General features: G+C 72.3%; 17 protein-coding genes. 8 read left to right on the forward strand and 9 right to left on the reverse strand.

The window, feature by feature from the left end; translation table 11 throughout:
- The first annotated feature begins 47 nt into the window (after positions 1-47).
- Both ACFHPP_RS16030 and ACFHPP_RS16035 read left to right on the forward strand, forming a co-directional pair.
- Positions 48-2,021 carry a tripartite tricarboxylate transporter permease gene (locus ACFHPP_RS16030; protein WP_437164254.1) on the forward strand — a complete coding sequence of 658 codons (1,974 nt, stop codon included), beginning with the start codon at positions 48-50 and terminating at the stop codon, positions 2,019-2,021.
- 20 nt (positions 2,022-2,041) lie between these two features.
- Positions 2,042-3,148: a 4-oxalomesaconate tautomerase gene (locus tag ACFHPP_RS16035; RefSeq protein ID WP_437164255.1), complete on the forward strand. Its 1,107-nt coding sequence runs from the start codon at positions 2,042-2,044 to the stop codon at positions 3,146-3,148.
- Here ACFHPP_RS16035 and ACFHPP_RS16040 read toward each other — a convergent pair.
- The 3 genes from ACFHPP_RS16040 to ACFHPP_RS16050 all read right to left on the reverse strand — a co-directional run bounded on the left by ACFHPP_RS16040 (position 3,109) and on the right by ACFHPP_RS16050 (position 6,540).
- The gene (locus ACFHPP_RS16040; protein ID WP_437164256.1) at positions 3,109-4,968 is read right to left on the reverse strand and encodes a PAS domain-containing protein; all 1,860 of its coding nucleotides are present in this window, start codon (positions 4,966-4,968) and stop codon (positions 3,109-3,111) included. The genes ACFHPP_RS16035 and ACFHPP_RS16040 overlap by 40 nt on opposite strands.
- 132 nt (positions 4,969-5,100) lie before the next feature.
- On the reverse strand, positions 5,101-6,294 hold the full coding sequence (locus ACFHPP_RS16045) for a PqqD family protein (protein WP_437164257.1): 1,194 nt from the start codon (positions 6,292-6,294) through the stop codon (positions 5,101-5,103).
- Between the two features lie 24 nt (positions 6,295-6,318).
- Positions 6,319-6,540 carry a hypothetical protein gene (locus ACFHPP_RS16050; RefSeq protein WP_437164258.1) on the reverse strand — a complete coding sequence of 74 codons (222 nt, stop codon included), beginning with the start codon at positions 6,538-6,540 and terminating at the stop codon, positions 6,319-6,321.
- A gap of 574 nt (positions 6,541-7,114) precedes the next feature.
- On the opposite strand from ACFHPP_RS16050, the gene ACFHPP_RS16055 reads away from it, so the two are divergent.
- The 3 genes from ACFHPP_RS16055 (at position 7,115) to ACFHPP_RS16065 (ending at position 12,942) form a co-directional block, all read left to right on the forward strand.
- Complete coding sequence (locus ACFHPP_RS16055) at positions 7,115-10,684, forward strand: PAS domain S-box protein (protein ID WP_437164259.1); 3,570 nt, start codon at positions 7,115-7,117, stop codon at positions 10,682-10,684.
- Positions 10,685-10,813: 129 nt separating this feature from the next.
- A complete protein-coding gene (locus ACFHPP_RS16060; RefSeq protein WP_437164260.1) occupies positions 10,814-11,689 on the forward strand; it encodes a response regulator in 876 nt (291 codons plus the stop codon).
- A complete protein-coding gene (locus tag ACFHPP_RS16065; RefSeq protein WP_437164261.1) occupies positions 11,686-12,942 on the forward strand; it encodes an ATP-binding protein in 1,257 nt (418 codons plus the stop codon). Before ACFHPP_RS16060 ends, ACFHPP_RS16065 begins: the two co-directional genes overlap by 4 nt.
- Positions 12,943-12,970: 28 nt before the next feature.
- On the opposite strand, the gene ACFHPP_RS16070 is transcribed toward ACFHPP_RS16065, so the two are convergent.
- Both ACFHPP_RS16070 and ACFHPP_RS16075 read right to left on the reverse strand, forming a co-directional pair.
- Positions 12,971-13,480, reverse strand: a complete 510-nt coding sequence (locus ACFHPP_RS16070) for a ferritin-like domain-containing protein (protein ID WP_437164262.1) — start codon at positions 13,478-13,480, stop codon at positions 12,971-12,973.
- A 154-nt stretch (positions 13,481-13,634) separates the two neighbouring features.
- The gene (locus ACFHPP_RS16075; RefSeq protein WP_437164263.1) at positions 13,635-15,818 is read right to left on the reverse strand and encodes an ATP-binding protein; all 2,184 of its coding nucleotides are present in this window, start codon (positions 15,816-15,818) and stop codon (positions 13,635-13,637) included.
- Positions 15,819-16,083: 265 nt separating this feature from the next.
- Here ACFHPP_RS16075 and ACFHPP_RS16080 point away from each other — a divergent pair, with 265 nt between their 5' ends.
- Complete coding sequence (locus tag ACFHPP_RS16080) at positions 16,084-16,956, forward strand: shikimate dehydrogenase (protein WP_437164264.1); 873 nt, start codon at positions 16,084-16,086, stop codon at positions 16,954-16,956.
- Here ACFHPP_RS16080 and ACFHPP_RS16085 read toward each other — a convergent pair.
- Positions 16,953-18,413, reverse strand: coding sequence for a PLP-dependent aminotransferase family protein (locus tag ACFHPP_RS16085; RefSeq protein WP_437164265.1), 1,461 nt, complete (start codon positions 18,411-18,413; stop codon positions 16,953-16,955). The two genes, ACFHPP_RS16080 and ACFHPP_RS16085, sit on opposite strands and share 4 nt — an antisense overlap.
- A 149-nt stretch (positions 18,414-18,562) precedes the next feature.
- On the opposite strand from ACFHPP_RS16085, the gene ACFHPP_RS16090 reads away from it, so the two are divergent.
- Entirely contained in the window at positions 18,563-19,276 is a 714-nt protein-coding gene (locus ACFHPP_RS16090; protein WP_437164266.1) for a 2OG-Fe dioxygenase family protein, read from the forward strand.
- Between the two features lie 19 nt (positions 19,277-19,295).
- Here the strand turns inward: ACFHPP_RS16090 and ACFHPP_RS16095 are convergent, their stop codons facing one another.
- Positions 19,296-19,598 carry a DUF2312 domain-containing protein gene (locus tag ACFHPP_RS16095; protein ID WP_430668045.1) on the reverse strand — a complete coding sequence of 101 codons (303 nt, stop codon included), beginning with the start codon at positions 19,596-19,598 and terminating at the stop codon, positions 19,296-19,298.
- 79 nt (positions 19,599-19,677) lie between these two features.
- Positions 19,678-19,983, reverse strand: a complete 306-nt coding sequence (locus ACFHPP_RS16100; protein ID WP_437164267.1) for a DUF1244 domain-containing protein — start codon at positions 19,981-19,983, stop codon at positions 19,678-19,680.
- 90 nt (positions 19,984-20,073) lie between these two features.
- Here ACFHPP_RS16100 and ACFHPP_RS16105 point away from each other — a divergent pair, with 90 nt between their 5' ends.
- Positions 20,074-21,357, forward strand: a complete 1,284-nt coding sequence (locus tag ACFHPP_RS16105; protein ID WP_437164268.1) for a glycerate kinase type-2 family protein — start codon at positions 20,074-20,076, stop codon at positions 21,355-21,357.
- Positions 21,358-21,450: 93 nt separating this feature from the next.
- Here ACFHPP_RS16105 and ACFHPP_RS16110 read toward each other — a convergent pair whose 3' ends face one another.
- On the reverse strand, positions 21,451-22,587 hold the full coding sequence (locus tag ACFHPP_RS16110) for an OmpA family protein (RefSeq protein ID WP_437164269.1): 1,137 nt from the start codon (positions 22,585-22,587) through the stop codon (positions 21,451-21,453).
- Positions 22,588-22,657: the final 70 nt, after the last annotated feature.

The following is a 22,657-nucleotide window of genomic DNA, read 5'->3' on the forward strand; positions in this document are numbered from 1 at the left end:
TGGTCTGCCTGACCATAACGGCACGCGACGCGAAGGCTGCCCACCCGATGATCGACCTGTTCTTCGCGACGCTCAGCAGCCTGCTGACCTTGCAGCACATGGGCTACATGCTGGCGGGCGTCAGCCTGGGGCTCGTGATCGGCGTGCTGCCGGGGGTGGGCGGCATCGCCGGCCTGTCGCTGCTGCTGCCCTTCCTGTACGGCATGAACGAGACCTCCGCGCTCGCCATGCTGATCGGCCTGCTGGCCATCGTGCCGACGGCGGATACGTTTACGTCCATCCTGATGGGCATCCCGGGCTCCTCCGCCTCCCAGGCCACGGTGATGGATGGGTTTCCGCTGGCCAAGCAGGGCCAGGCGGCGCGGGCCCTGTCGGCGGCCTTCGCGGCGTCGATGATCGGCGGGCTGTTCGGCGCGCTGCTGCTGACCTTCGCGGTGCTGGTGGCGAGCCCGATCATCCTGTCCTTCGGCTCCGCCGAATTGTTCATGCTGACGCTGTTCGGGCTTTCCATGGTGGGCGTGCTGTCGGGCGCCAACATGGTGAAGGGCATCGCCTCCGCCTGCCTCGGCCTCGCCTTCGGCCTGGTTGGCGCGGCGCCGGCGACCAGCGAGTACCGCATGGATTTCGGCCTGCTGTACCTCAGCGACGGCATCCCGCTGGTGGCCGTGGCACTCGGCATCTTCGCATTGCCGGAGATCCTGGACCTGCTGCGTGGCGGCGGGGCGATCGCGCAGGGCGCGCCGCTCGGCAAAGGCTGGTACCGCGGCGTGTCCGACACGCTGCGGAACATCTGGCTGACGCTGCGCTGTTCCGGCATCGGCGCGCTGATCGGCGCCATCCCCGGCATCGGCGGCAGCGTGGTGGACTGGATCGCCTACGGCCACGTCGTGCAGACCAGCAAGGACCGGTCGCAGTTCGGCAAGGGCGACATCCGCGGCGTGATCGCGCCGGAATCGGCCAACAACGCCACCGCCGCCGGCGCGCTGCTGCCGACGCTGCTGTTCGGCATCCCCGGCTCCGGGTCGATGGCGATCTTCCTGGCGGCGATGATCCTGCTCGGCATCCAGCCGGGCCCCGGCATGGCGAACGAGAACCTGTCCGTCACCTACACCATCATCTGGTCGCTCGCGATCGCCAACGTCATCGGCACCGCGATGTGCATCCTGCTGGCGCCGGGCATCGCGAAGCTGACGGCGGTGCGCTACGCGCTGATCGCGCCCTTCATGATCATGGTGATCTGCTTCGCGGCCTTCCAGGCGACGCGCAGCTTCGCGGATCTGATGGCGCTGCTGGCGATGGGGCTGGTCGGCCTGTTCATGCGCCGCTTCGGCTGGTCCCGCCCCGCCTTCCTGATCGGCTTCGTGCTGGCGCTGGGTGGCGAGCGGTATCTGTACCAGGCGGTGCAGTTCTACGGCTGGGGCTTCGTGACGCGGCCGCTGGTGCTGGTGATCGGCGCGATCACGCTGCTGTCGATCTATTTCGGCCTGCGCGGCACCAAGGTGGGCGCGACGAAGATCGAATCCGAGGGCTCGGCGGCCGCGTCGGTCGCGCAGCGCATGACGCCGCAGATCGTCTTCACGCTGGTCACGCTCGGCGCCTTCGGCTTCGCCATCCAGCAGGGGCTTCAGGTTTCGTTCCTGGCGATGATCTTCCCGGTCAGCGTCGGCGTGGTCGGTGGCCTCGCGGCGCTGCTGCTGCTGGTGCAGCAGGTGCGCGGGCCTGTGGCGGCGGGGTCGGCCAATTTCGATGGCGAGGCGAACGCCACGGATGGTGGTCCCTGGCGCTTCCTGTTCTGGTTCCTGGGCTTCATGGCCGCGATCGGCCTGGTCGGCTTCTTCGCCGCCCTGATCGGCTTCTTCCTGGCCTTCCTCCGCATCATCGCGCGCTCCTCCTGGCTCCAGGCGGTGCTGCTGACGGCGGGTGCGGCGGGGCTGATGCTCGGGCTGGCGAACGCGCTGAACCTGGTCTTCCCCGGCGGGCTGCTGCAGGAGTACTACGACCTGCCCTGGCCGTTCCGCTGAGACCGCCGCAAGGACCACCCATGACACTGCAAACCGCCATCCCCTGCACCTTCATGCGCGGCGGCACCAGCCGCGGCCCCTACTTCCTGCGCGGCGACCTGCCGGCGGACCGTGACGCCGCGGGGCGCGTGCTGATGGCGGTGATGGGATCCCCGGATGCGCGGCAGATCAACGGCCTCGGCGGGTCCACCACGCTGACCAGCAAGACCGTGATGGTGAGCCTGGCGGAACCCGGCCAGAAGCAGCAGGTGGACTACCTGTTCGCGCAGGTATCCGTGGACAAGGCCTTCGTGGACTGGGGCCCCACCTGCGGCAACATGCTGGCCGGCATCGGCCCCTTCGCGATCGAAAGCGGCCTGGTGCCGGCCGAGGATGGCGAGACCCGTGTGCTGATCCGCGCCGTCAACACCGGCGCGCTGATCGAGGCGGTGGTGCAGACGCCAGGCGGCCGCGTGACCTATGACGGCAATGCCAGCATCGCCGGCGTGCCCGGCACCGCCGCCCCCATCGTGCTGAATTTTGCGGACGCCGTCGGCGGCGCCACCGGCAAGCTGATGCCGACGGGCAATCCCCTGGACCACATCGAAGGTGTCGACGTCACCTGCCTCGACGTGGCGATGCCCGTGGTGATCGCCCGTGCCCGCGACCTCGGCAAGACGGCGCGGGAGACGGCGAAGGAGTTGGATGCGGACCGGGACTTCATGGACCGCATCGAGCGCATCCGCCGCGCCGCCGGCCTCGCCATGGGCATGGGCGACGTGGCGGGCAAGGTGATGCCGAAATTCGCCATGGTCGGCGAACCCGCCGGCGGCCGCGGCGTCGCCGCGCGCTACTTCACGCCGCTGGCCACGCATGAGGCGATGGCGGTGACGGGCGGCATCTGCATCGCCAGCGCCTGCAAGCTGCCCGGCACGGTCGCCGCAGGCATCGCCGTGGTGGATGACGCGGCGCGGGAGATGGTGGTGCTGGAACACCCGACCGGGGTGATGGAGGCCGTGATCACCACCGGCACCGCGGAAGACGGCAGCGCCACCATCCTCGGCGGCGGCACGCTGCGCACGGCGCGGCGCATCATGAAGGGCGAGGTCTACATCCCCGCCACCGTCTGGGACGGCTCCACGGGCTGATCCGCCAGCCCGGTGTCTTCATTGGCCAGCGGCACCTCGATGCCGCAGGCCAGGCCGGATTCCCGCCAGTCCAGCGAGAGCGATCCGCCGAGCTGCCGCCGGATCGTCCCATCCAGCACCCGCGCGCCGAAGCCATGCCGGCCCGGCGGGGCGGCGATGGCCGGGCCGCCGCTTTCGCGCCATTGCAGGCACAGCCGCGCGGATTCATCGTCACGCTGACGGGGGCAGCGTTCCCAGGTGATGTGGACCTGCCCGGCCTCGACGGACAGCGCGCCATGCTTCGCGGCATTCGTCGCCAGTTCATGCACCGCCATCGCCAGCGGCTGCGCCATCCCCGGCGGCAGTACCAGCGGCGGGCCGCTCATCTGCACGCGCGCGCCGCCGAGGAAGGGCGCGAGTTCCCCCCGCAGCAGCGTGTCCAGGTCGGCGCCGGCCCATTGTTCCTCCGCCAGCAGGGTCTGCGCCCGAGCCAGCGCGGCGACACGGCCCTCGACGATGCTGGCGAAGCTCGAGAGATTCTCCGCCCGGGTCAGGCGCAGGATGGTCTGCACCACCGCCAGCGCGTTCTTCGCCCGATGGTCGACCTCCCGCGTCAGCAGGGCCTGGCGTTCCTCCCCGGCGCGGCGGCGGGTGACGTCCTGCCCGATGCGCAGGAAACCGCGGATGCGCCCATCCGCGTGGCGCATCGCCGAGACGCTGCCCTCGATGAAGACGCGGATGCCGTCATGCCGCAGGCGCCAGCCGACATCCGGTGCCGTGCCGTCGCGGCGCGCCAGGGCGAGCTGCCGCTCGGGCTGCCGGCCGTCCCGGTCCTCCGGCGTGAAGGTGATGGCGGCGGGGCGGCCGATGGCCTGGTCCTCGGTCCGGCCGAACACCGCGGCGGCGCCGGGCGGCCACAGGTCGATCAGACCCTCCGCGTCAGTGGTGAAGATGGCGTAGTCGCGGGCCCCCTCGACGATCAGCCGCAGCCGTTCCTCGCGGTCCGACAGCGCCATCTCGGCGCGGCGGCGCTTGGTGATGTCGTTGAACAGGATCGCGACACGGCGCTGCGCCGGATCGCCGACACGGAAGGCATAGACGTCGTACCAACGATCATCGAGGCCGGCCGCGTGGTTCTCGAATCGCGTCGGCGCGCCGGTCAGGGCCACGTCGCCATAGATCTGGAACCAGTACGGCTCGAGATCCGGGACCAGTTCCAGGGCGGTCCGTCCTTCCGCGTCCTGCAGGCCGGTATGGCGCAGGAAGGCGGGGTTCACCTCGACGAAGCGGTAGTCGCAAGCGCGGCCCTCGGCGTCGAACAGCACCTCGACAATGCAGAAGGCCTCGTCGATCGCCTGGAACAGCATGCTGTAGCGCGCCTCGGCATCCTGCCGTGCGTGCACCCGCCGGGTCGTTTCGTGGCACAGCACCAGCACGCCGCCGACGCCATGCTGGGCGGCCGGGTCGTCGATCGGGCCGAAGCTGTAGGTCCAGTAGACCTCTTCCTGGCGGCCAAAGCGCCAGATCGGAACCAGGTGGTCCTCGTGCCAGGTCGGCTCGCCGCCCTGCATCACCTGGTCCACCTGCCAGCCGATCAGCGGCCAAGCCTCCGGCATCGCCTCCCGGAAGGGAATCCCGAGGATGCGGGGATGCGCCTCCGGACCCAGCGAGGCGGCGTAGGCGTCGTTGTAGAGGCAGCGATGATCCGGGCCCCAGAAGATGAACACCGGGTGCCGCGTGGTCAACATCAGGCGGAGCGCGGTGCGCAGCCCCTGCGGCCAGGCCTCGATCGGGCCGAGCGGCGTTGCCGCCCAGTCATGTGCCCGGATGCGCGCACCCATCTCGCCACCCGCCGCGATGGCGGTCGGACCGGGTCTTGGTGCGACGTGCCGCGTTGCGGAGGGGCCAGGGTTTTGCATGTGCTATGGCAACGACGTAGCGGCCCAAGGGTTCAAGTCAACCTGAACGATAAGTCACAGGGGCTTGCCAGGCTCAATCAGGCCGTGATGCGCGAGGCCGCCGAGCAGCGCGGCGACATCCCGGCGCAGCCGGTCGGTGGGGATGTCGGCGAAGACCTCGGCCAGCGCATCCGCAAGTTCCGTGGCGCTGGCCGGCTCCTCCAGCATCGCCCAGACGGCATGGGCCACGGCGTTGAGCTGCCAGAAGCCGGCCTCCCCGGCATGCCACAGGAAGGCGGCCTCCCCGTGCCGCCGCAGCACGACGCAGGTGGCGCGGCGGTAGGTCTGGTGCTGCGGCACGGGCACAAGCCGCGTCGGGCTTGGCGGGATTTCCGGGCCGAGCGCGGGCGGCGGTCCGGCCGCCGCCTGGCCGAAGGCCCGGCGCAGCAGCGCGACGGCGTCCTCCAGCCCGGAATAGACCAGCTTCACGCAGGTCAGGCCGGCGGCCAGGGATCGCGCGGCCCCGAAGGCCGCGTCGGGCGTGCCGGCCATGTTGCGCGCGAGCAGGTGGTGCAGCGCCTCGGCCGGTGCCACGCGGTGCAGGCGCGCCGCCCCGCGCGGCCGGCGTTGCAGCACCACGAGGGCGGCCAGCGCGGCGCGGGTGCCGTGCGGTACCAGGTTCGGCGTCGCCACATAGGCATAGCGCCCATCGCTCGGCCCGGCCCGGCGGGCGACATGGGCGCGGAAATCGTCGCTGGATGCGGCGGGCAGCGGCAGGCGCAGGCGCGGCGCGATGCCCAGCGCATGGGCCTGGCCATCCGGCAGCAGCGGCAGCACGTCGTCGCCGAAGATCTCGAGATCCGGCTCCGCACCCAGCCGGGCGACCAGCGTGCTCTTGCCGGCATGGGCGCTGCCGGCCAGGGCGATGAGGCGGCCGGCGATGCGGAAGGCCCCGCAATGCAGCGCCAGGCTGCCCGGGCGCTGCTCGTAGAAGCCCTGCGCCAGGTCCGCCACCAGCCCGCACAGCGCGCCGGCGGTGGACAGGCCGGGCAGCGGCGCGTCCAGCAGGGCGGAGTGCAGGCGGTAGCCGCCATCCTGCGGCACCAGCCAGGCCAGTGCATCGGCCGGGATGTGCGCCGCATGGCTGACGCGCGGGGTCCAGCCGCGCAGGATCCGGTCCAGGCCCTGCGTCAGGCCGGCATCGTCCGGCAGCAGCACCGGCCGCGCCAGGCCAGGGAAATCCAGTCGCAACCACTCCGCGACCGGCATGACCCCCGTTACGTCCCCGCGCAGCTAGCGGCTCGGCCGGGAGGGCCGCGAGGGCCGCGAGGCGCGCGGACCGCGCACCCGGGACGGGCGCGAGGGGGCCGAGGGGCGGGAGACGTTGGCCAGATGCTGCGCGCGGACCTCCGAAAGCCCGAACAGCGTCGGCGCCACGTAGCCGGCGCCGGCCGCCAGACCCAGCCGTGCGAGCATGCGGCGGCGCGAGGAGGCGGGGTTGGCGGGGTTCGACATGGGACTCATCCTTTCCGGGACTTCATGAAGATCGGCTTCAGGGCGGCTACGCTGGCGGGCAGTGTCAGGCGGCTCCGCCGCCGGGGCAGGTGTCAGGCGGCTCCGCCGCCGGGGCAGGTGTCAGGCGGCTCCGCCGCCGGGGCAGGTGTCAGGCGGCTCGGCCGCCGGGGCAGGTGTCAGGCGGCTCGGCCGCCGGGGCAGGTGTCAGGCGGCTCCGCCGCCGAGGCAGGTGTCAGGCGGCTCCGCCGCCGAGGCAGGTGTCAGGCGGCTCCGCCGCCGGGGCAGGTCCTGCGGTAAGGATCCTGACCGCCGCCAGCATTCGCCGTGATTTGTGCCACCGGAAGGGCGAATCATGGCGGCAATCGGCGCTCGCCTCGAAGCGCCGAGCACGTCGCAGCCCCGAAGGCCTGGATGGACACCGGTTCATCAGGCAGGCCGCGGCGTTCGCGGACGTTTTCGACGGGCAGCGGGCCGGCATCACGATGAGGCGATTGACCGGCTGTGCCGACGCGATATCGTCACGATCCGGCGGTCGCCGCCCGCGTGGCGCGCCGGCCCATCGGGGAACAGCACCGTGCAGCACCCGACCCGAACGGCCAAAGCCCCGAACGAGACAGGACGTCCTGCGGCGCTGGCCCCGCTGCTGCGCCTTGCGGCGCGTGGCCTCGGTGCGCCGCACGCCTTGGCCTGGCTGGCGGACGGCGGGATGCTGGCGATCGAAGGGCCCGACGCCGCCGCCGCCGAGGATTTCTGCGCGGCGGCCTTCGCACGCGGCGGCGAATGGCTGCAGGCCGATGCGACGGACCAGCCGGATCTCGCCGCCCTGCCGATGCGCTTCCGCGCGGCCGTGCCGCTGCGAGGCGCGTCGGGCGCACCGATCGGCGTGCTGGCCGTGCTGGACGGACCGCCGCGCCCGGGCCTGGATGCGGCGCAGCGGGCGGTGCTGGAGGATTGTGCCGCGGCGATCTCCGCGGTGTTGCCTGCCGCGCCGGCGCCGCGCGATGCGCTGCTGCGCATCGTGGCGGAGGCACCGAGCTTCGCCGCCGCGATCGACGCCGCGATGACCATGCTGCGCGACGCCACCGGCAGCCTGCTGTGCCTGTTCTTCCGACTGGCCCCGGATGGCCGCCGCCTGCAACTGGTCAGCGGCCAGGGCAGCGGGCCCTTCGCGGACGGTGCGCATGTCGCCGGGCTGCGGGCGCTGGACCTCGACGTGCACAGTACCGGCGCCGGCCAGGCGCTGCTGGAGGACCGGCAGATCATCGTCGAGGGCTTCGACGACGCGGCGCTGCGGCGCTGGCCCGGCGCGGCGCTGGGCGCCACGCGCGGCATGGCGGCGATGGTGCTGACGCCGGTGACCATGGCCTCCGAACGCTGCTGCATCGCCTTCGGCTTCGGCCCCGGCCGCACCGACCTGGCCCAGGTGGCCGCGCTGCTGCGGGATGCGGCCGGCGCGCTGCACCCGCTGCTGCGCCGGCTGCGGGACACCGAGGAGCTGGAGCTGTTCCGCCGCGTGGTCGAGGCCAGCGGCGACCCGGTCGTGGTGGCCGATGCCGGCACGCAGCACCCGGACGGGCCGCGCATCATCTACGCCAACGCCGCCCTGCTGCGGCAGACCGGTTATGCGGCGGCGGAGCTACTCGGACGCAACCCCCGCCTGCTGCTGGCGCCGGAGGCCGATCCGCAGGCCTGCCGGGCGATCCGGCAGGCGCTGGCGGATGGCCGGCCGGTGCGGCAGGAAATCCGCAACCGCCGGCGCGACGGCAGCCTGTACTGGGCGGAGGTGAACATCTCCCCGGTCACCGACGCGGCCGGCTGGCGGACGCACTGGATGGCGATCCAGCGCGACACGACGCGGCAGCGGGAGGAGACGACGGCGCTGAGCGAAAGCGAGGCCGCCTTCCGCGACCTGTTCCACAACCACCCGGCGCCGATGTGGGTCTATGACAAGTCCACGCTGGACTTCATCGAAGTGAACCAGGCGGCGGTGGCGGCCTATGGCTGGACGCGGGCGGAGTTCCTGCGGATGAACCTGCTGGACATCCGGCCGGAAGCCGAGCGCGCCCGTGTCGCCGCGGCGGCGCAGGGCTTCACCGAGGGCCTGCTCGTGACCGGCCCCTGGACGCATCGCACGGCGACCGGCGCGGAACGCCAGGTGCAGATCCTGTCGCGCGTCATCACCTTCCGTGGCCAGCCTGCCTCCCTGGTCGTGGTGATGGACGTGACGGAGCGGCTGCGGGCGGAAAACGCGGCGCGGGAGCTGGCCGCCGACCTGCACGCGACCTTCGAGAGCTTCAGCGACGGGCTGGTCGCGATGGGCGCCGACTGGCGCTTCACCTACGTCAACGGACATGCGGAGAGGCTGCTGCGCCGGAAGGCCGCGGCGTTGATCGGCCAGCAAATCTGGGATGTCTTCCCGGAGGTGATCGGCACGGAGGTGGAGCACGCATACCGTACCGCGCTGGCGAAGCGCGAGACCCGCAACTTCACCTATTTCTTCGCGCCGCTGGAGACCTGGTTCGACATCACCGCCTACCCCGCGCGGGACGGGCTGACCCTGTATTTCCGCGACGTCACCGAACGGAAGCTGGCCGAGTTGCAGATGGCGCAGCAGGCGGCGCTGCTGGACCAGGCGAGCGACGCCATCCTGGTGGTGGACCAGGACCATCGCGTGCAGTTCTGGAACCGCAGCGCGGAGCGCCTGTATGGCTGGAGCCGGGCGGAAGTGCTGGGCCGCTCGGCGCTGGAGCTCACCTCGGACGATCCCGTCGCCTGCGGCCACGCCTTGCGGGCCGTGTTGCGGGACGGCGCCTGGACCGGCCAGGTGGGCCAGCGCCGCAAGGATGGCAGCCGGCTGATGGTGGAAGGCACCTGGACCCTGGTGCGCGATGCCGCAGGCGCGCCCCGCGCCATCCTGGCGGTGAACACGGACATCACGGCGCGGCTGGAGCTGGAGGGCGCGCTGCGCCAGGCGCAGCGGCTGGAGGCGATCGGCCAGTTGACCGGTGGCGTGGCGCATGACTTCAACAACCTGCTGACCGTGATCCTGGGCAATGCGGAACTGCTGGCCGAGGCGCTGCAGGCGGCTCCCGGCTCGCCCGATCCGGCGCAGGTCGAGATGGCGGAAATGGCGCGGATGACCATGGCCGCCGCCGAACGCGGCGCCGCGCTGACCGGCCGGCTGCTCGCCTTCTCCCGCCGCCAGGCGCTCGACCCGCGGGCGGTGGACCTGCCGCTGCTGCTGGGGGAGTTGGCCAAGATGCTGCGGCCGACGCTCGGCGAACATGTCGAGACGGGGCTGGTGCATGCCGAAGGCCTGTGGCCCGCCATGATCGATGCGCCGCAGCTGGAGAATGCGGTGCTGAACCTGTGCCTCAACGCCCGCGACGCCATGCCCTCCGGCGGCCGGCTGATGATCGAGACGTCGAACGTGACGCTGGACGAGACCTATGCCCGGCACGAGGCGGAAGTGCTGGCAGGCGACTACGTGATGATCGCCGTGTCCGACACCGGCAGCGGCATGACGGCGGAGGTCGCGGCCCGCGCGGTGGAGCCATTCTTCACGACCAAGGAGGTCGGCCAGGGCAGCGGCCTCGGGCTCAGCATGGTGTTCGGCTTCGTCAAGCAGTCCGGCGGCCACCTGAAGATCTATTCGGAGCCCGGCCTCGGCACCACGGTGAAGCTGTACCTCCCGCGGGCCAGCGGCAGCGCCGGCCACGGCAGCCGGCGGGCGGAGGCGGAGCCGCCACGCGGCCGGGCGGAACGCCTGCTGGTGGTGGAGGATGACGGGATGGTGCGCGCGCACGTCGCGACGCAGTTGCGCGACCTCGGCTACGAGGTGATCGTGGCAGCGAACGCAGCCGAGGCGCTGGAGGTACTGCGCGCGCCCGCCCGCATCGACCTGCTGTTCACCGACGTGGTGATGCCGGGCGCTGTGCACGGCCCGGCCCTGGCGGAGGCGGCGCGCCGGCTGCGACCTGGCCTGCGGGTGCTGTTCACCTCCGGCTACACCCAGAACGGCATCATGCACCACGGCCGGCTCGACCCCGGCGTGCTGCTGCTGAACAAACCCTACCGCCGGCGTGACCTGGCGGAGAAGCTGCGCCTTGCGCTGGAGCGGGTGCCGGACGAACCAGAGGGTTGAACATTTTACTGGGACATGAAGCCCGCAACGGGGGCGTGCGGGGGTAAATCGCCCCAAGGTTGCCAAAGCTGCGTCCTGGGCGATAGATATATGTGGCGCATCTTCTTTGCCGCCCTGCCGGGAGCGCCCATGGCCGCCGACTCGACCGCCGCTCCGCATGACCTGCGCGAAACGCCAGCCGTGCCACGACCGGTCCTGGTGGTGGAAGACGACGCTGCCGTGGCGAACACCGTCTGCGCCGCCCTGGCACGGGATGGCTGGACCACCATCACCGCCCGCACCCTCGCCGAAGGCCGGGTCCGCCTGCACCGGGACAATCCCCGGCTGGTGATCGTCGACCTCGGGTTGCCCGACGGCAACGGCATCGCCTTCGTGCGCGAAGCCGCCGGCTGCCCCGGCCGCGGCATCATGGTGATCAGCGGACGGGGCGACGAGGTGGATCGCGTCGTTGGCCTCGAGGTCGGCGCGGACGACTACCTGACCAAGCCCTTCTCACTGCGCGAGATGGTGGCGCGCATCCGGGCGCTCAGCCGCCGCCTCGATACCGTGGTGGCGACCGGGCCGGCGGAGCCGCTGCAAGGCCCCGGGCCGGCGGAGCCGCTGCAAGGCCCGGTGCCGGCGGAGCCGCTGCAAGGCCCGGTGCCGGCCGCCGCGAGCGAGCCGGAGGATCGGCCACCGGCGGCGCGGCCGGGCGGCGGTCCGGCGGGCTGGACCCTGGAGGGCACCCGCCTGCAGCCGGCACGGTTCCGGCTGGTCGCGGCCGATGGCACCGAGACCCGGTTGACCGGCGGCGAAGCCGGGCTGCTGGCGCTGCTGCTCGCCTCGCCCGAGCATCTCGCGGATCGCGGCACGATCTCGGAGGCGGTGCTGGGCCGCAGGCTGCTGCCCGAACAGCGCGGCGTCGACCAGTTGACCTCGAACCTGCGCCAGAAGCTGCTCGGCGCGTCGGGCGGCCGCATCAGCATCGCGGCCCTGCGCGGCAAGGGCTATCGGCTCGTGTGGTGACGGACCGTTTCACCGTCGGCGCCACGGCGGCCGAGGCCGGGGCACTCGGCATCCTGGTGGTCGATGACGAGCGCCTGATCGTGGAGTTGCTGCTGCGGTCGCTGTCGCAACGCGGCTACCGGGCGCAGGGCGTCGGCAGCGCCGAGGCCGCGAAGGCCCGTGTCCGGGAGGATCCGGACATCGCGGTGGTGCTCACCGATGTGCGGATGCCCGGCCAGGATGGGCTCGCCCTGGCGGAGGACCTGCTGCGGGAACGACCGGAGATGTCGGCGCTGGAAGTCGTCCTGCTGACCGGGGCCGCCACCACCGATGTCGCCCTGGCTGCGCTGCGGGCGCGCAGCTTCGACCTGGTGCAGAAGCCGCTGCGGCTGGCCGAGGTGGCGCTGGTGGTCGAACGCGCCCTGGCAAGCAGCCGGCAGCGCCGGGAAGGCGCCACGCGCATCGCCGAGGTCGAGGCCCGCATCCAGGCGGCGGAGACCGAGCGCGCGCGCCTGTCCGAGCATCTCGCGGCCTCCGCGGTGCGGCTCGATGATGCGGAGTCGGCGCTGGCCGCCAGCCGGCGGATGCGCGGCGACCTGCTGGCGGTGATCTCGCACGAGATGCGGACGCCGCTCATCCCCATCCTCGGTTTCTCCGAGATCCTGTCGGCCAGCCCTGCGCTGCGGCCGGAGGAGGTGCGTGACTTCGGCCGCCTGATCCATGACGGCGCGGATCGGCTGCTGTGGCTGATCGAAGCGGCGCTCGACATCGTGGCGCTCGACCACGGGCGTGGGCTCGGCGTGCCGGTGGCGGAGCCTTCGGACAGGCTGCTGGCGCGGGTGGCGGCACGGATGGGACGGGCGGCGGCGGCCTCGGGCGTCGCGCTGCTGACGAATGCGGCGCCGCAGCACTTCGTGGCCGGCGACCTGCGGCTGCTGGAGAGCGCCCTGGCGAACCTGGTGGACAACGCCATCAAGGCTTCCGCCGGCGGCACTCCGGTGGAACTGGGCTGCACGGGGGGGCCTTCGGGCGGCACGGTGCTGCTGGTGCGCGACCGCGGCCCGGGCCTGCCGGACGGCCTGCGCGACCAACTCGGGACGCCGTTCCTGCAGGCGGACATGTCGAAGACGCGGGCCTGGCCGGGCGCCGGGCTCGGCCTCGCGCTGGCCGGCCGCGTCGCCGCGGCGCATGGCGGGCGGCTCGACCTGCGGCCTCGGCCGGATGGGGGGACCGAGGCGCGGATCGAGCTTCCGGCCCCGGCCGCCGGCGGCTGAGGCCGGCCGCGGTCCAGACCCCGGCCTTTCAGACTCCGGCCTTGGCGCCCTGGGCGCGGAGTTCCGCGTAGCGGCGCACCACGGCCTCCTGGTTGTCCTCGCACCACTGCGCCATCCGCTGTTCCTCGCGCAGCGACAGGTCGAGCGGCGCGTGGGCGGCGCTGTGCCCGGCGAGTTCGGCCAGGGTGATCAGCGACTTGTAGGACGCGATCTCGAAATGCTCGAAGGCGTAGTTCGCCAGCGCGTTCTTCAGCACCTCGTCCGGCATCACCGCATGGCCGATCGCCGCCATGTTGCCCATGAAGCCGGTCGCCATGTCCTTCAGCGCGGAGTGCGAGGTGCCGAGCCCGGCCAGCAACTCGTCCAGCCGGTCCCGCTGCACCTCGCTTTCCTGGATGTGGCGGCGCAGCGCCTGCTCCATCTCGGGGTAGTTCTCCAGCCGCTCCACCTGGCGCGACAGGATCTGGATGGCCTGGGTCTCGAGGGCGCGGGCATTGACCAGCCCGTCGACATAGATCTCGCGGTAGTTCTGCTGCATGGCGTTCTCCGATCGATGAGGCGCGCCGGACGCCTGCGGCATCCGGAATTGTCGCGCCCGATGGTGGGCCGGTGCGGCCCCGCGGAGATGCAACGCAGCCCTCGCCGGAGGTTCATGGCGGACGCGGAACGCCTGGATGACGAGGCGCGGAGCGTTACGCCGGCGCCAGGATGTCGCGGACGCGGCCGCCGAGGTCGTCCATGTCGAAGGGCTTGGTCAGCAGCGCCATGCCCGGCTCCAGCGCCACGTCGCCGATCACCGCCACCTCGGCGAAGCCGGTGATGAACAGCACCGGCAGCCCGGGGCGCAGGAGCCTTGCGGCGTCGGCGAACTGCCGGCCGTTCATGCCGCCGGGCAGCCCGACATCGGTGACCAGCAGATCGACCGATCCCGCCCGTCGCAGCGCCCCGAGGCCCGCGGCGCCGTCCGGTGCCTCCACCACCGCGCAGCCGAGTTCGGCCAGCACCTCCGCCACCAGGGTGCGCACGGCTTCCTCGTCATCCACCACCAGCACGGTCTTGCCCCGCTGCGTCGTGGCTGCGGCGCGCCGAGGCACGTCCGCTTCGGCACCCCGCGCCGCGCCATTGTGGCGCGGCAGGAACAAGGTGGCCATGGTGCCCTGGCCGGGTGCGGAGACGATACGCACCTGGCCACCGGATTGCCGCACGAAGCCGTAGATCATGGACAGGCCGAGCCCGGTGCCCTTGCCCTGCGGCTTCGTGGTGAAGAACGGGTCGAAGGCGCGTTTCACCACCTCCGGCGTCATGCCCGCCCCGGTGTCGGTGACGCTGACACGGACGTATTCGCCGGGTGCCAGGTCCTGGTCCGCCGCCATCGCCCGGTCGAGCCGCGCATTGGCGGTGGCGATGCCCAGCCGGCCGCCATCCGGCATGGCGTCGCGGGCGTTGATGCACAGGTTGAGCAGCGCGTTCTCCAGTTGGTTCCGGTCCACCATCGTGGTCCAGGCGCCGGGCTCCGGCTGCACCTCGACCTTGGCCGCCGGGCCCACGGTGCGGCGGATCATGTCCTCCATCCCCAGGATCAGCCGGTTCGGATCGGTCGGCTGCGGATCCAGGGTCTGGCGGCGGGAGAAGGCCAGCAGCCGGTGCGTCAGCGCGGCGGCGCGGGAGGCGGCGGTCTGCGCCGCGGCGACATAGCGGCCCAACTCGTCGAAGCGGCCCTGCAGGCGGCGCTTCTCGAGGAAGGACAGGCTGCCGATGATGGCGGTCAGCAGGTTGTTGAAATCGTGCGCGATGCCGCCGGTCAGCTGGCCGACCGCCTCCATCTTCTGCGCCTGGCGCAGCTTTTCCTCCGCCGCCGCGCGTTCCTCCTGCTCGCGTCGCAGCGCCGCGGTGCGTTCCGCGACGCGTTGTTCCAGGGCCTCGTTCGCGGCCTGCAACTGGGTCTCGAGGCGCTTGCGGTCCTCGATATCCTCCATCGTGCCGTACCAGGCGATGGGCCGGCCTTGCGGCGCACCGGGCGGGCGGCGCGGGAAGCCGCGGGCGCGCAGCCATCGCCAGGTGCCGTCGGCGGTGCAGATCCGGGCCTCGACGTCGAAGGGCGTGCCGTCCGCCACCGCCTGCGCCCAGGCGGCCTCCATGCGGGGGCGGTCCTCCGGGTGCGCGGCGCCGGCCCAACCGCGGGCCACCGCGTCCCGGTGCGGCAGGCCGGTCAGGTCCAGCCAGCGCGGGCTGAAGCCGGTGACGGTGCCGGAGGCATCGGCGGTCCAGGGGATCTGCGGATTCAACTCGACGGAGGCGCGATGGTGGTCCTCGCTTTCGCGCAGGGCGGCCTCGGCGCGGCGGCCCTCGGCGGCGATCCGCAGCCGGTTCACCGCGGCGGCCAGCAGGTTGGCGTAGCTGCGCAGGAAGCTGATCTCGTGGTCGTCGAAGTTGCGCGGATGCCGGCTGTCCACCTGCAGGATGCCGTAGGGCGGGTGATCCTCCGTGCCCAGGATCACGACATTCACCAGGGCGCGGACGCCGGCCGCGCGGATGAATTCCGGGTGGGTGAAGCGCTCCTCCGTCTCGATGTCCGGCGACATGGCCGGATCGCCGGTATCCAGCGCGTAGCCTTCGGAGGAGCCGGCATGGGCCTGCACCCGGACCTCGCCCACCACGCCGGGCGGCCAGCCGATGCCGGCGCGGACCAGCAGGGTGCGGCCATCCTCCTGCAATTCCATGACCTTGGCGAGATCGGCCCCGAGCGCGGAGCGGACCAGCGTGCAGGCTTCCTGCAGGATCTCCTGCAACTGGTCCAGCCGCAGCGCACGCTCGCCGAATTTTGCGAGGGCCTCCTGCTGGCGCTGAAGCTCGCCCTCTCGTTCAGATGTGTTCATCCGCCCGACCTGTGTTCGCACGCAGGTGCCACGTCGGGACGCGGCAGGACCCTGCGGTGGGGTTTCACCCCGTTGCCATGCTGGCGGGAAAAACAATCGAGGCTTGGGCGGGTTTCGCGCGACGGCGAATAATCACGCGGGCGAACCTTTCGCGGCGAGGCCTGCGGCGGGGCGCGAAGGGCGGGCGCGGCAGCATCCGCGGCGCTGCGGAACGTGTATGTGCTGCCCGTGCGGCCCCGGCGGGGCCTGGAGTCGGAGAGGCGAGATGACGAGCCGGGACCACCACCCCTCCCTGCTGGCCGGGCTGATCGGCAGCGGCATCCAGGCCTCCCGCACGCCTGCGATGCAGGAGCGGGAGGGGGCGGCGCAGGGGCTGCGGCTGGTCTACCGGCTGATCGACCTGGACCGGCTGGGCCTGGGGCCGGAGGCGCTGGAGGAGTTGCTCACGGCGGCGGAGTGGATGGGCTTCGCCGGGCTGAACATCACCTATCCCTGCAAGCAGGCGGTGGTGCCGCTGCTGCACGAGCTTTCCCCGGATGCGCGCGCGCTGGGCGCGGTGAACACCGTGGTGCTGCGGGATGGCCGGCGCATCGGCCATAACACGGATGGCTCCGGCTTCGCGGAAGGCTTCCGGCGCGGGCTGCCGGGTGTGGCGCGGGCGCGGGTTGTGCAACTGGGGGCGGGCGGCGCCGGGGCGGCGGTGGCGCATGCGCTGCTGGCGGAGGGCACCGGGCTGCTGACGGTGGCGGATACCGACCCGGCGCGGGCCGAGGCGCTGGCGGCGGGGTTGCAGGCGCGCTTCGGCAGCGACCGCGCCGCGTCCTGCACCGATCTCGCCGCCGCGGTGGCGGCCGCCGATGGCCTGGTGAACTGCACGCCGGTCGGCATGGCGAAGCTGCCGGGCCTGCCACTGCCGGCGGCGCTGCTGCGGGCCGCGCTGTGGGTGGCGGAGATCGTCTATTTCCCGCTGGAGACCGAATTGCTGCGCACGGCCCGGGCGCTCGGCTGCCGCACGCTGGACGGCGGCGGCATGGCGGTGTTCCAGGCGGTCGGTGCCTTCCGGCTATTCACCGGCCTGGCGCCGGATGCCGACCGGATGCTGCGGCACTTCGCGGAGATGGCGGCGGCATCGGATTAGGCCGCGGCAGCGCTGTCCTGCAGCAGGGCGAGCAGGCGGGAATCGTTGCTGCGGGCGACGTTGAAGCGCAGCCGGTCGCTCGGCTGGCGGCCGGGGCGGAACAACTCGCCGCGCGCCAGCAGCACGCCGCGGCGCCAGGCTTCCTCGGCCAGGCGCCCGGCCTGCCAGGCGGCCGGCAGGCGGGCCCAGATGAACAGGCCGGTGGCGCTGGCGTCGCCGATCTCCATCCCCAGCGCCGCCAGGTGTTGCGCCACGGCGCCACGGGCGGCGGCCAGCCTGGGGCGCAGCCGGTCGAGGTGGCGGCGATACTGGCCGCCGGCGAGCATCTCCAGGATGAGCAGCTCATCGACGGAGGAGCCGGTCAGCACCGACAGCGCCTTGGTCTCCAGCAGCGCCGCGATGCGCGCCCGCGACGTCGCCAGGTAGCCGACCCGCGCGCCGGGGCCGAGCGTCTTGGTGTAGCCGCCGACATAGACCACCTGATCCCCGCCGCCGAGCTGCACCAGCCGCACCGGGTTGCCGGGATGCAGGTCGCCATAGGCGTCGTCCTCCACCAGCAGCAGCCCGTGCCGTTCGGCGATGCCGAGCAGGCGGTGCAAATTGGCGGGGGTCGCGGTCCAGCCGGTCGGGTTGTGCAGCACGGACTGCACGAAGAACAGTTTCGGCCGGTGCTGCCGGCAGGCGGCCTCCAGGGCGTCCAGGTCCAGGCCTTCGGGGTGGCGCGGGACGGGCAGGATGCGGACACCGTGGCGCTCCAGCATCGGGAACAGCAGGAAATAGCCAGGGTCCTCGACCAGCACGGTGTCGCCGGGGCGCAGCCAGGTCTGGATCACCAGGGCCAGCCCGTGCGAGGAGCCGAAGGTGGTCAGCACGCCATCCGCGCCGATGGCGATGCCCTGCGCCGCCAGCCGGGACGCGATCTGTTCGCGCAGCGCCTCGATTCCCTGCGGCGGGGCGGCGTGCGGCAAGGTTTCGGCCAGGCGGCGCTGGAAGCGGGCCAGCACCGGGCCGGTCCAGGCGTCGCGCACCCATTCCAGCGGGAGGTAGCCATTGCCGGGGGACAGCGCGGTGCCCTGGGCATCGATCGCGGCCTGGGCGAGACCCAGCGGATCCGCGGTATCGGGCTCCGGCAGCGCGACCACGTCCTGCCCCTGGTCTGGCTGCAAGGCGGGCAGGCCGGCGAAGACGCCGGAGCCGGGCTGCGCCACGACCAGGCCGCCGGCTTGCAGCCGGTCATAGGCCTCCACCACCGAATGCAGGCTGACTCCGAGCCGGCGCGCGAGGCCGCGGATGGAAGGCAGCCGGGCGCCCGGCGCGACCTCCCCCTGCCGGATCGCGGTGGCGAGGCGCGTCGCGATCTGGTCCGCGACGGAGGCCGCGCCGCCACGCTCGACCGTGAAGGCGAGGCTGGTGCCGGGGGTGCGGGACGCGGGCGGCGGTTCGGGGGAAGGCAGCATGCCCGGCCAAGGTCGCGCCGCAGCGTCACGGCTGCAAGGCGCAACTGTACCGGGGCGGGCGCCGAACAGTTCGCTGTCATCCCGCTGTCACCGTACCGGGACGGCGACGCGCGACGCGCCGATGCTGGCTTCAGGCGGAGGCAACGACGATGGATGCGGCGCGGGACAGGCTGGCGGCAATCCGGGCGGAGGTGGCGCGGCAGGGCCATGCGCTGCTGGACGCCGGCCCGGTGGCGCCCGGCTTCGCCGCGAGCTTCGAGGACCTGGCGCTGGATACGCATATGGGCGATGGCGGCCGCTACCGCCTGCGCCGGCACGCCACCTTCGCCGCCGCGCCGGGCGAGGCCGGCATCGCGCGCCAGCCGCACCGGCCGCACCGACAGGCGCTGATGCACAACCGGCTGAATGGCGACGTGGATCGCTGGTTCGAACCGGTCCTGCCGGAGGTGGAGCCGGCGCTCGCGCCCATCCTGGCCTTCTGCCGCGACCTGGCGGATGGGCTGCAACCCGCGCCCGCTTCCTGGGAGATCGAGGTGCACCAGTTCCGCATCCTCGGCCAGGCGGGTGCGCCGGGACTGCCGACGCCGGAGGGAGTGCACCGGGATGGCGTCGACCTGGTCTTCATCATGCTGGTCGGCCGCCGCAACGTGACCGGCGGGCGGACGCTGATCCAGGATGCGGCGGGCCGCATGCTGGCCGAGGTTGAACTGGCGGAACCCGGCCAGGCGATGGTGCTGGATGACCACCGCATCCGCCACGGGGTGACGCCCATCGCCCCGCGTGACGCCGGGGTGGCGGCGACGCGGGACGTGCTGGTGGTGACGTTGTCCCGGACCCCCTCACCCAATCCTCTCCCCCTGTAGAAGGGGGAGAGGGCTTTTTCTACATGCCGAGGGCGCGGCGGTAGAGGTCGAGCAGGGTCTCCTGCTCCTCCACCTCGGCCGGTTCCTTCTTGCGCAGGGAGATGATGGCGCGGATCACCTTGACGTCGAAGCCGGCCGACTTGGCCTCGGAGAAGATGTCCTTGATGTCGCCGGCGAGCGCCTTGCGCTCCTCCTCCAGCCGCTCCACCCGCTCGATGATCGACCGCAGGCGGTCGACGGCAATGCCACCGACCTCGGGGTCCGGGTCCTTCTCCTGGCGGTCGCGGCTGGCCTTGGCCTCCTGTTCGTCCAAATCACTCATCCGAGGCCTCCAGGCAGTATGGGGAGGCGCGGCGTATAGCGGCGGTGCCGCGGGCAGGCAAACCGGGCCAAGGGGACGTTCAGTGTCCCGGATTCGTCGCCGCGAACTTCGCCTTCTGCTCGGCCGAGGCCTCCTTCTGGTGCAGCGCCTGCCACTCCTTGTAGGGCATGCCGTAGACGATCTCCCGCGCCTCGGGGTCGGAGATCGTGGTGCCGCGGTCGGCGGCTTCCTCGCGGTACCAGCGGGAGAGGCAGTTCCGGCAGAAGCCGGCCAGGTTCATCATGTCGATGTTCTGCACGTCGCTGCGCTCGCGCAGGTGCTGCACGAGGCGGCGGAAGGCGGCGGCTTCGAGTTCCGTCCGGGTGGCGGCGTCGATCTCGGGCATGGCGGAGTCTCCTGCTGTCCTGGTCTAACCGGGGCTAGATGGTCCATCGCGCGGCGCTTCGCCATACTGGCTGCCACAAGGGGAACCCGGATGGCCTGGACGGATACCGACGCCCGCGCGGCTTTGACCAAACTTTTCCAGGCGGCGGTGGCGAGCGCCGATCCGCGCGTGGTGCTGGCGCGGCACCTGCCGGAGCCGCCACGGGCGGGCCGCGTGGTGGTGGTCGGCGCCGGGAAATCCGCCGCCGTGATGGCCGCGGCGGTGGAGGATGCCTGGCCGGACCTGCCTCTGTCCGGCGTGGTGGTGACCCGATATGGCCATGGCCATCCGACCCGGCGCATCGAGGTGCTGGAGGCGTCGCACCCGGTGCCGGATGCCGCCGGGGCCAAGGCGGCGCGGGTGGTGCTGGAGGCTGTGGCGGGGCTGACGGCGGACGACCTGGTGCTGTTCCTGGTCTCCGGCGGCGGCTCGGCGCTGACCACCCTGCCCGCCCCCGGCCTGACGCTGGAGGACCTGATGGCGGTGAACCGGGCGCTGCTCGCCTCCGGCGCCACGATCAACGAGATGAACTGCATCCGCCGGCACCTGTCCGCCTTTTCCGGCGGGCGGCTGGCGCTGGCGGCGGCGCCGGCGCGGGTGGTGACGCTGGCGATCTCGGACGTGCCGGGTGACGACCCGGCCGCCATCGCCTCCGGACCTACGGTGCCGGACCCGACCAGCTTCGCGCAGGCGCGGGCGCTGGTCGCGCATTACCGGATGGACCTGCCGGCGGCTGTGACGGCGCACCTGGCGGCGGCGGCGGAAGAAACCCCGAAGCCGGGCGACCCCCGGCTGGGCGAGGTGGATTACCGCTTCATCGCGACGCCGCGCCTGGCGCTGGAAGCCGCCGCCGCCGAGGCGCGCGATCTGGGCCTCACCCCGCTGATCCTGGGCGATGCGCTGGAAGGCGAGGCGCGGGAGGTGGGCAAGGTGCTGGCGGGCATCGCGCTGTCGACGCGCGCGCATGGCCACCCGCTGCCCGGCCCCTGCGTGCTGCTGTCGGGCGGCGAGACCACCGTGACCATCGGCGCCGAGGGCGGCGGGCGCGGCGGACGGAACGGGGAGGCGCTGCTGGGCTGCGCGGTCACGCTGGACGGCACGCCCGGCATCTGGGCGCTGATGGGCGACACGGACGGAATCGACGGGTCGGAGGACAATGCCGGGGCGATCGCGGCGCCGGATACGCTGGCGCGGGCACGGGCGGCGGGGCTGGACCCGCGGGCGGTGCTGGGGCGGCATGACAGCTACGCGCTGTTCAAGGCACTCGGCGACCTGCTGGAGACCGGGCCGACGCTGACGAATGTGAATGACTTCAGGGCGGTGCTGGTGGGGTAGGCCCCCTCACAACCGTAGGCCCCCCCCCTCACCCGGACGACGCACTGCGTCGGCCCTCTCCCCCTTTCGGGGGAGAGGGCTTTTGGGAGAGGCTTAGCGCAGGACGATTTCCACGCGACGGTTCTGCGGCTCGCGCACGCCGTCGGCGGTCGGGACCAGCGGCCGGCTTTCGCCGAAGGCCTGCACGCTGATGTTGCTGCGCTGGATGCCACGGCGCTCCAGCTCCGCCGCCACCGCACCCGCGCGGCGCTCGGACAGGCGCTGGTTGTACTGCGGCGTACCGGCGCGGTCGGCGTGGCCGGCCACCTCGATGCGCGTCACGCCCTGGCCGGTCGCGTTCTGCGCCGCGTCGCCGATGATCTGGCGGGCACGGTCGGTCAGGTCGGCGCGATCGAAGTCGAAGAACACCAGGTAGGTGCGCGCCGGCGCCGGGGCGGCGGCCGGGGCGGGCATCGGCGCGGGCTCCATCACCGGCGGCGGCGGCGGGGTCTGGCCGAAGGCGTAGCGGATGCCGAGCAGGATGGAGTGGTTGTAGTTCTCCGACTCCGTGCCGCCACGCGCCACGGTGAAGGCACCGCCGCCGCTCTCGGTGCTGATGTCGTGCTCCAGCGTACCGAGGAAGCGATATTCGGCGGTGAAGGCCAGGCCCGGCGCCCACTGCGTCAGCGGCACGGACGCACCGACGATCGCCTGGTAGGCGAAGCGGCCGTCGCTGCCATCGGTGCGCACCGCGCCGCCGAGCACGTTGGCGCGGACATCGTCGAATTCGCGCCAGATGTAGCCGGCACCGACGCCGACATACGGCATGAAGGAGAAGCCGCCGAAGTTGGCGCCGACATCGAAGTCATACAGCGCATTGGCCATCACGCCGTAGCTGCGCGCGGTGCCGGCGGCGCGGCTGGTGCCGCCGAAGCCGCTGATGCTGTCGACCTCGTTCTCGCGGTAGCTGCCCTCGATCTCGGCGCGGAGGCCGTTGCCGAAGCCATAACCGAGGCTCACCACGCCGACCCAGCCCATGTCGAAGGACACTTCGCCACCGGTCGGCCGGCCCGAAAGGCGCAGCGTGTCGGCAAGCTGGCCGGTGGAGGAGATGTCGGTGTCCTGCAGCCAGTTCAGGCCGGCGCCGGCACCAATGTAGAAGCCGTTGACCTGCTGCGCCTGGCTCGCCGCCGGCATCATCAGGGGCACCGCCAGAAGCGGGGCGGCCAGAAGGGTCTTCCTGAAGCTCATCGATCGTATCTCCGGTCGGACGAATGTTCCGGGGCGGGTGATCTCCGGCCGCGGCGTCCTGCAGGTTGAA

This window comes from Falsiroseomonas sp. E2-1-a20, assembly GCF_051433195.1.
GTDB lineage: Bacteria > Pseudomonadota > Alphaproteobacteria > Acetobacterales > Acetobacteraceae > Falsiroseomonas.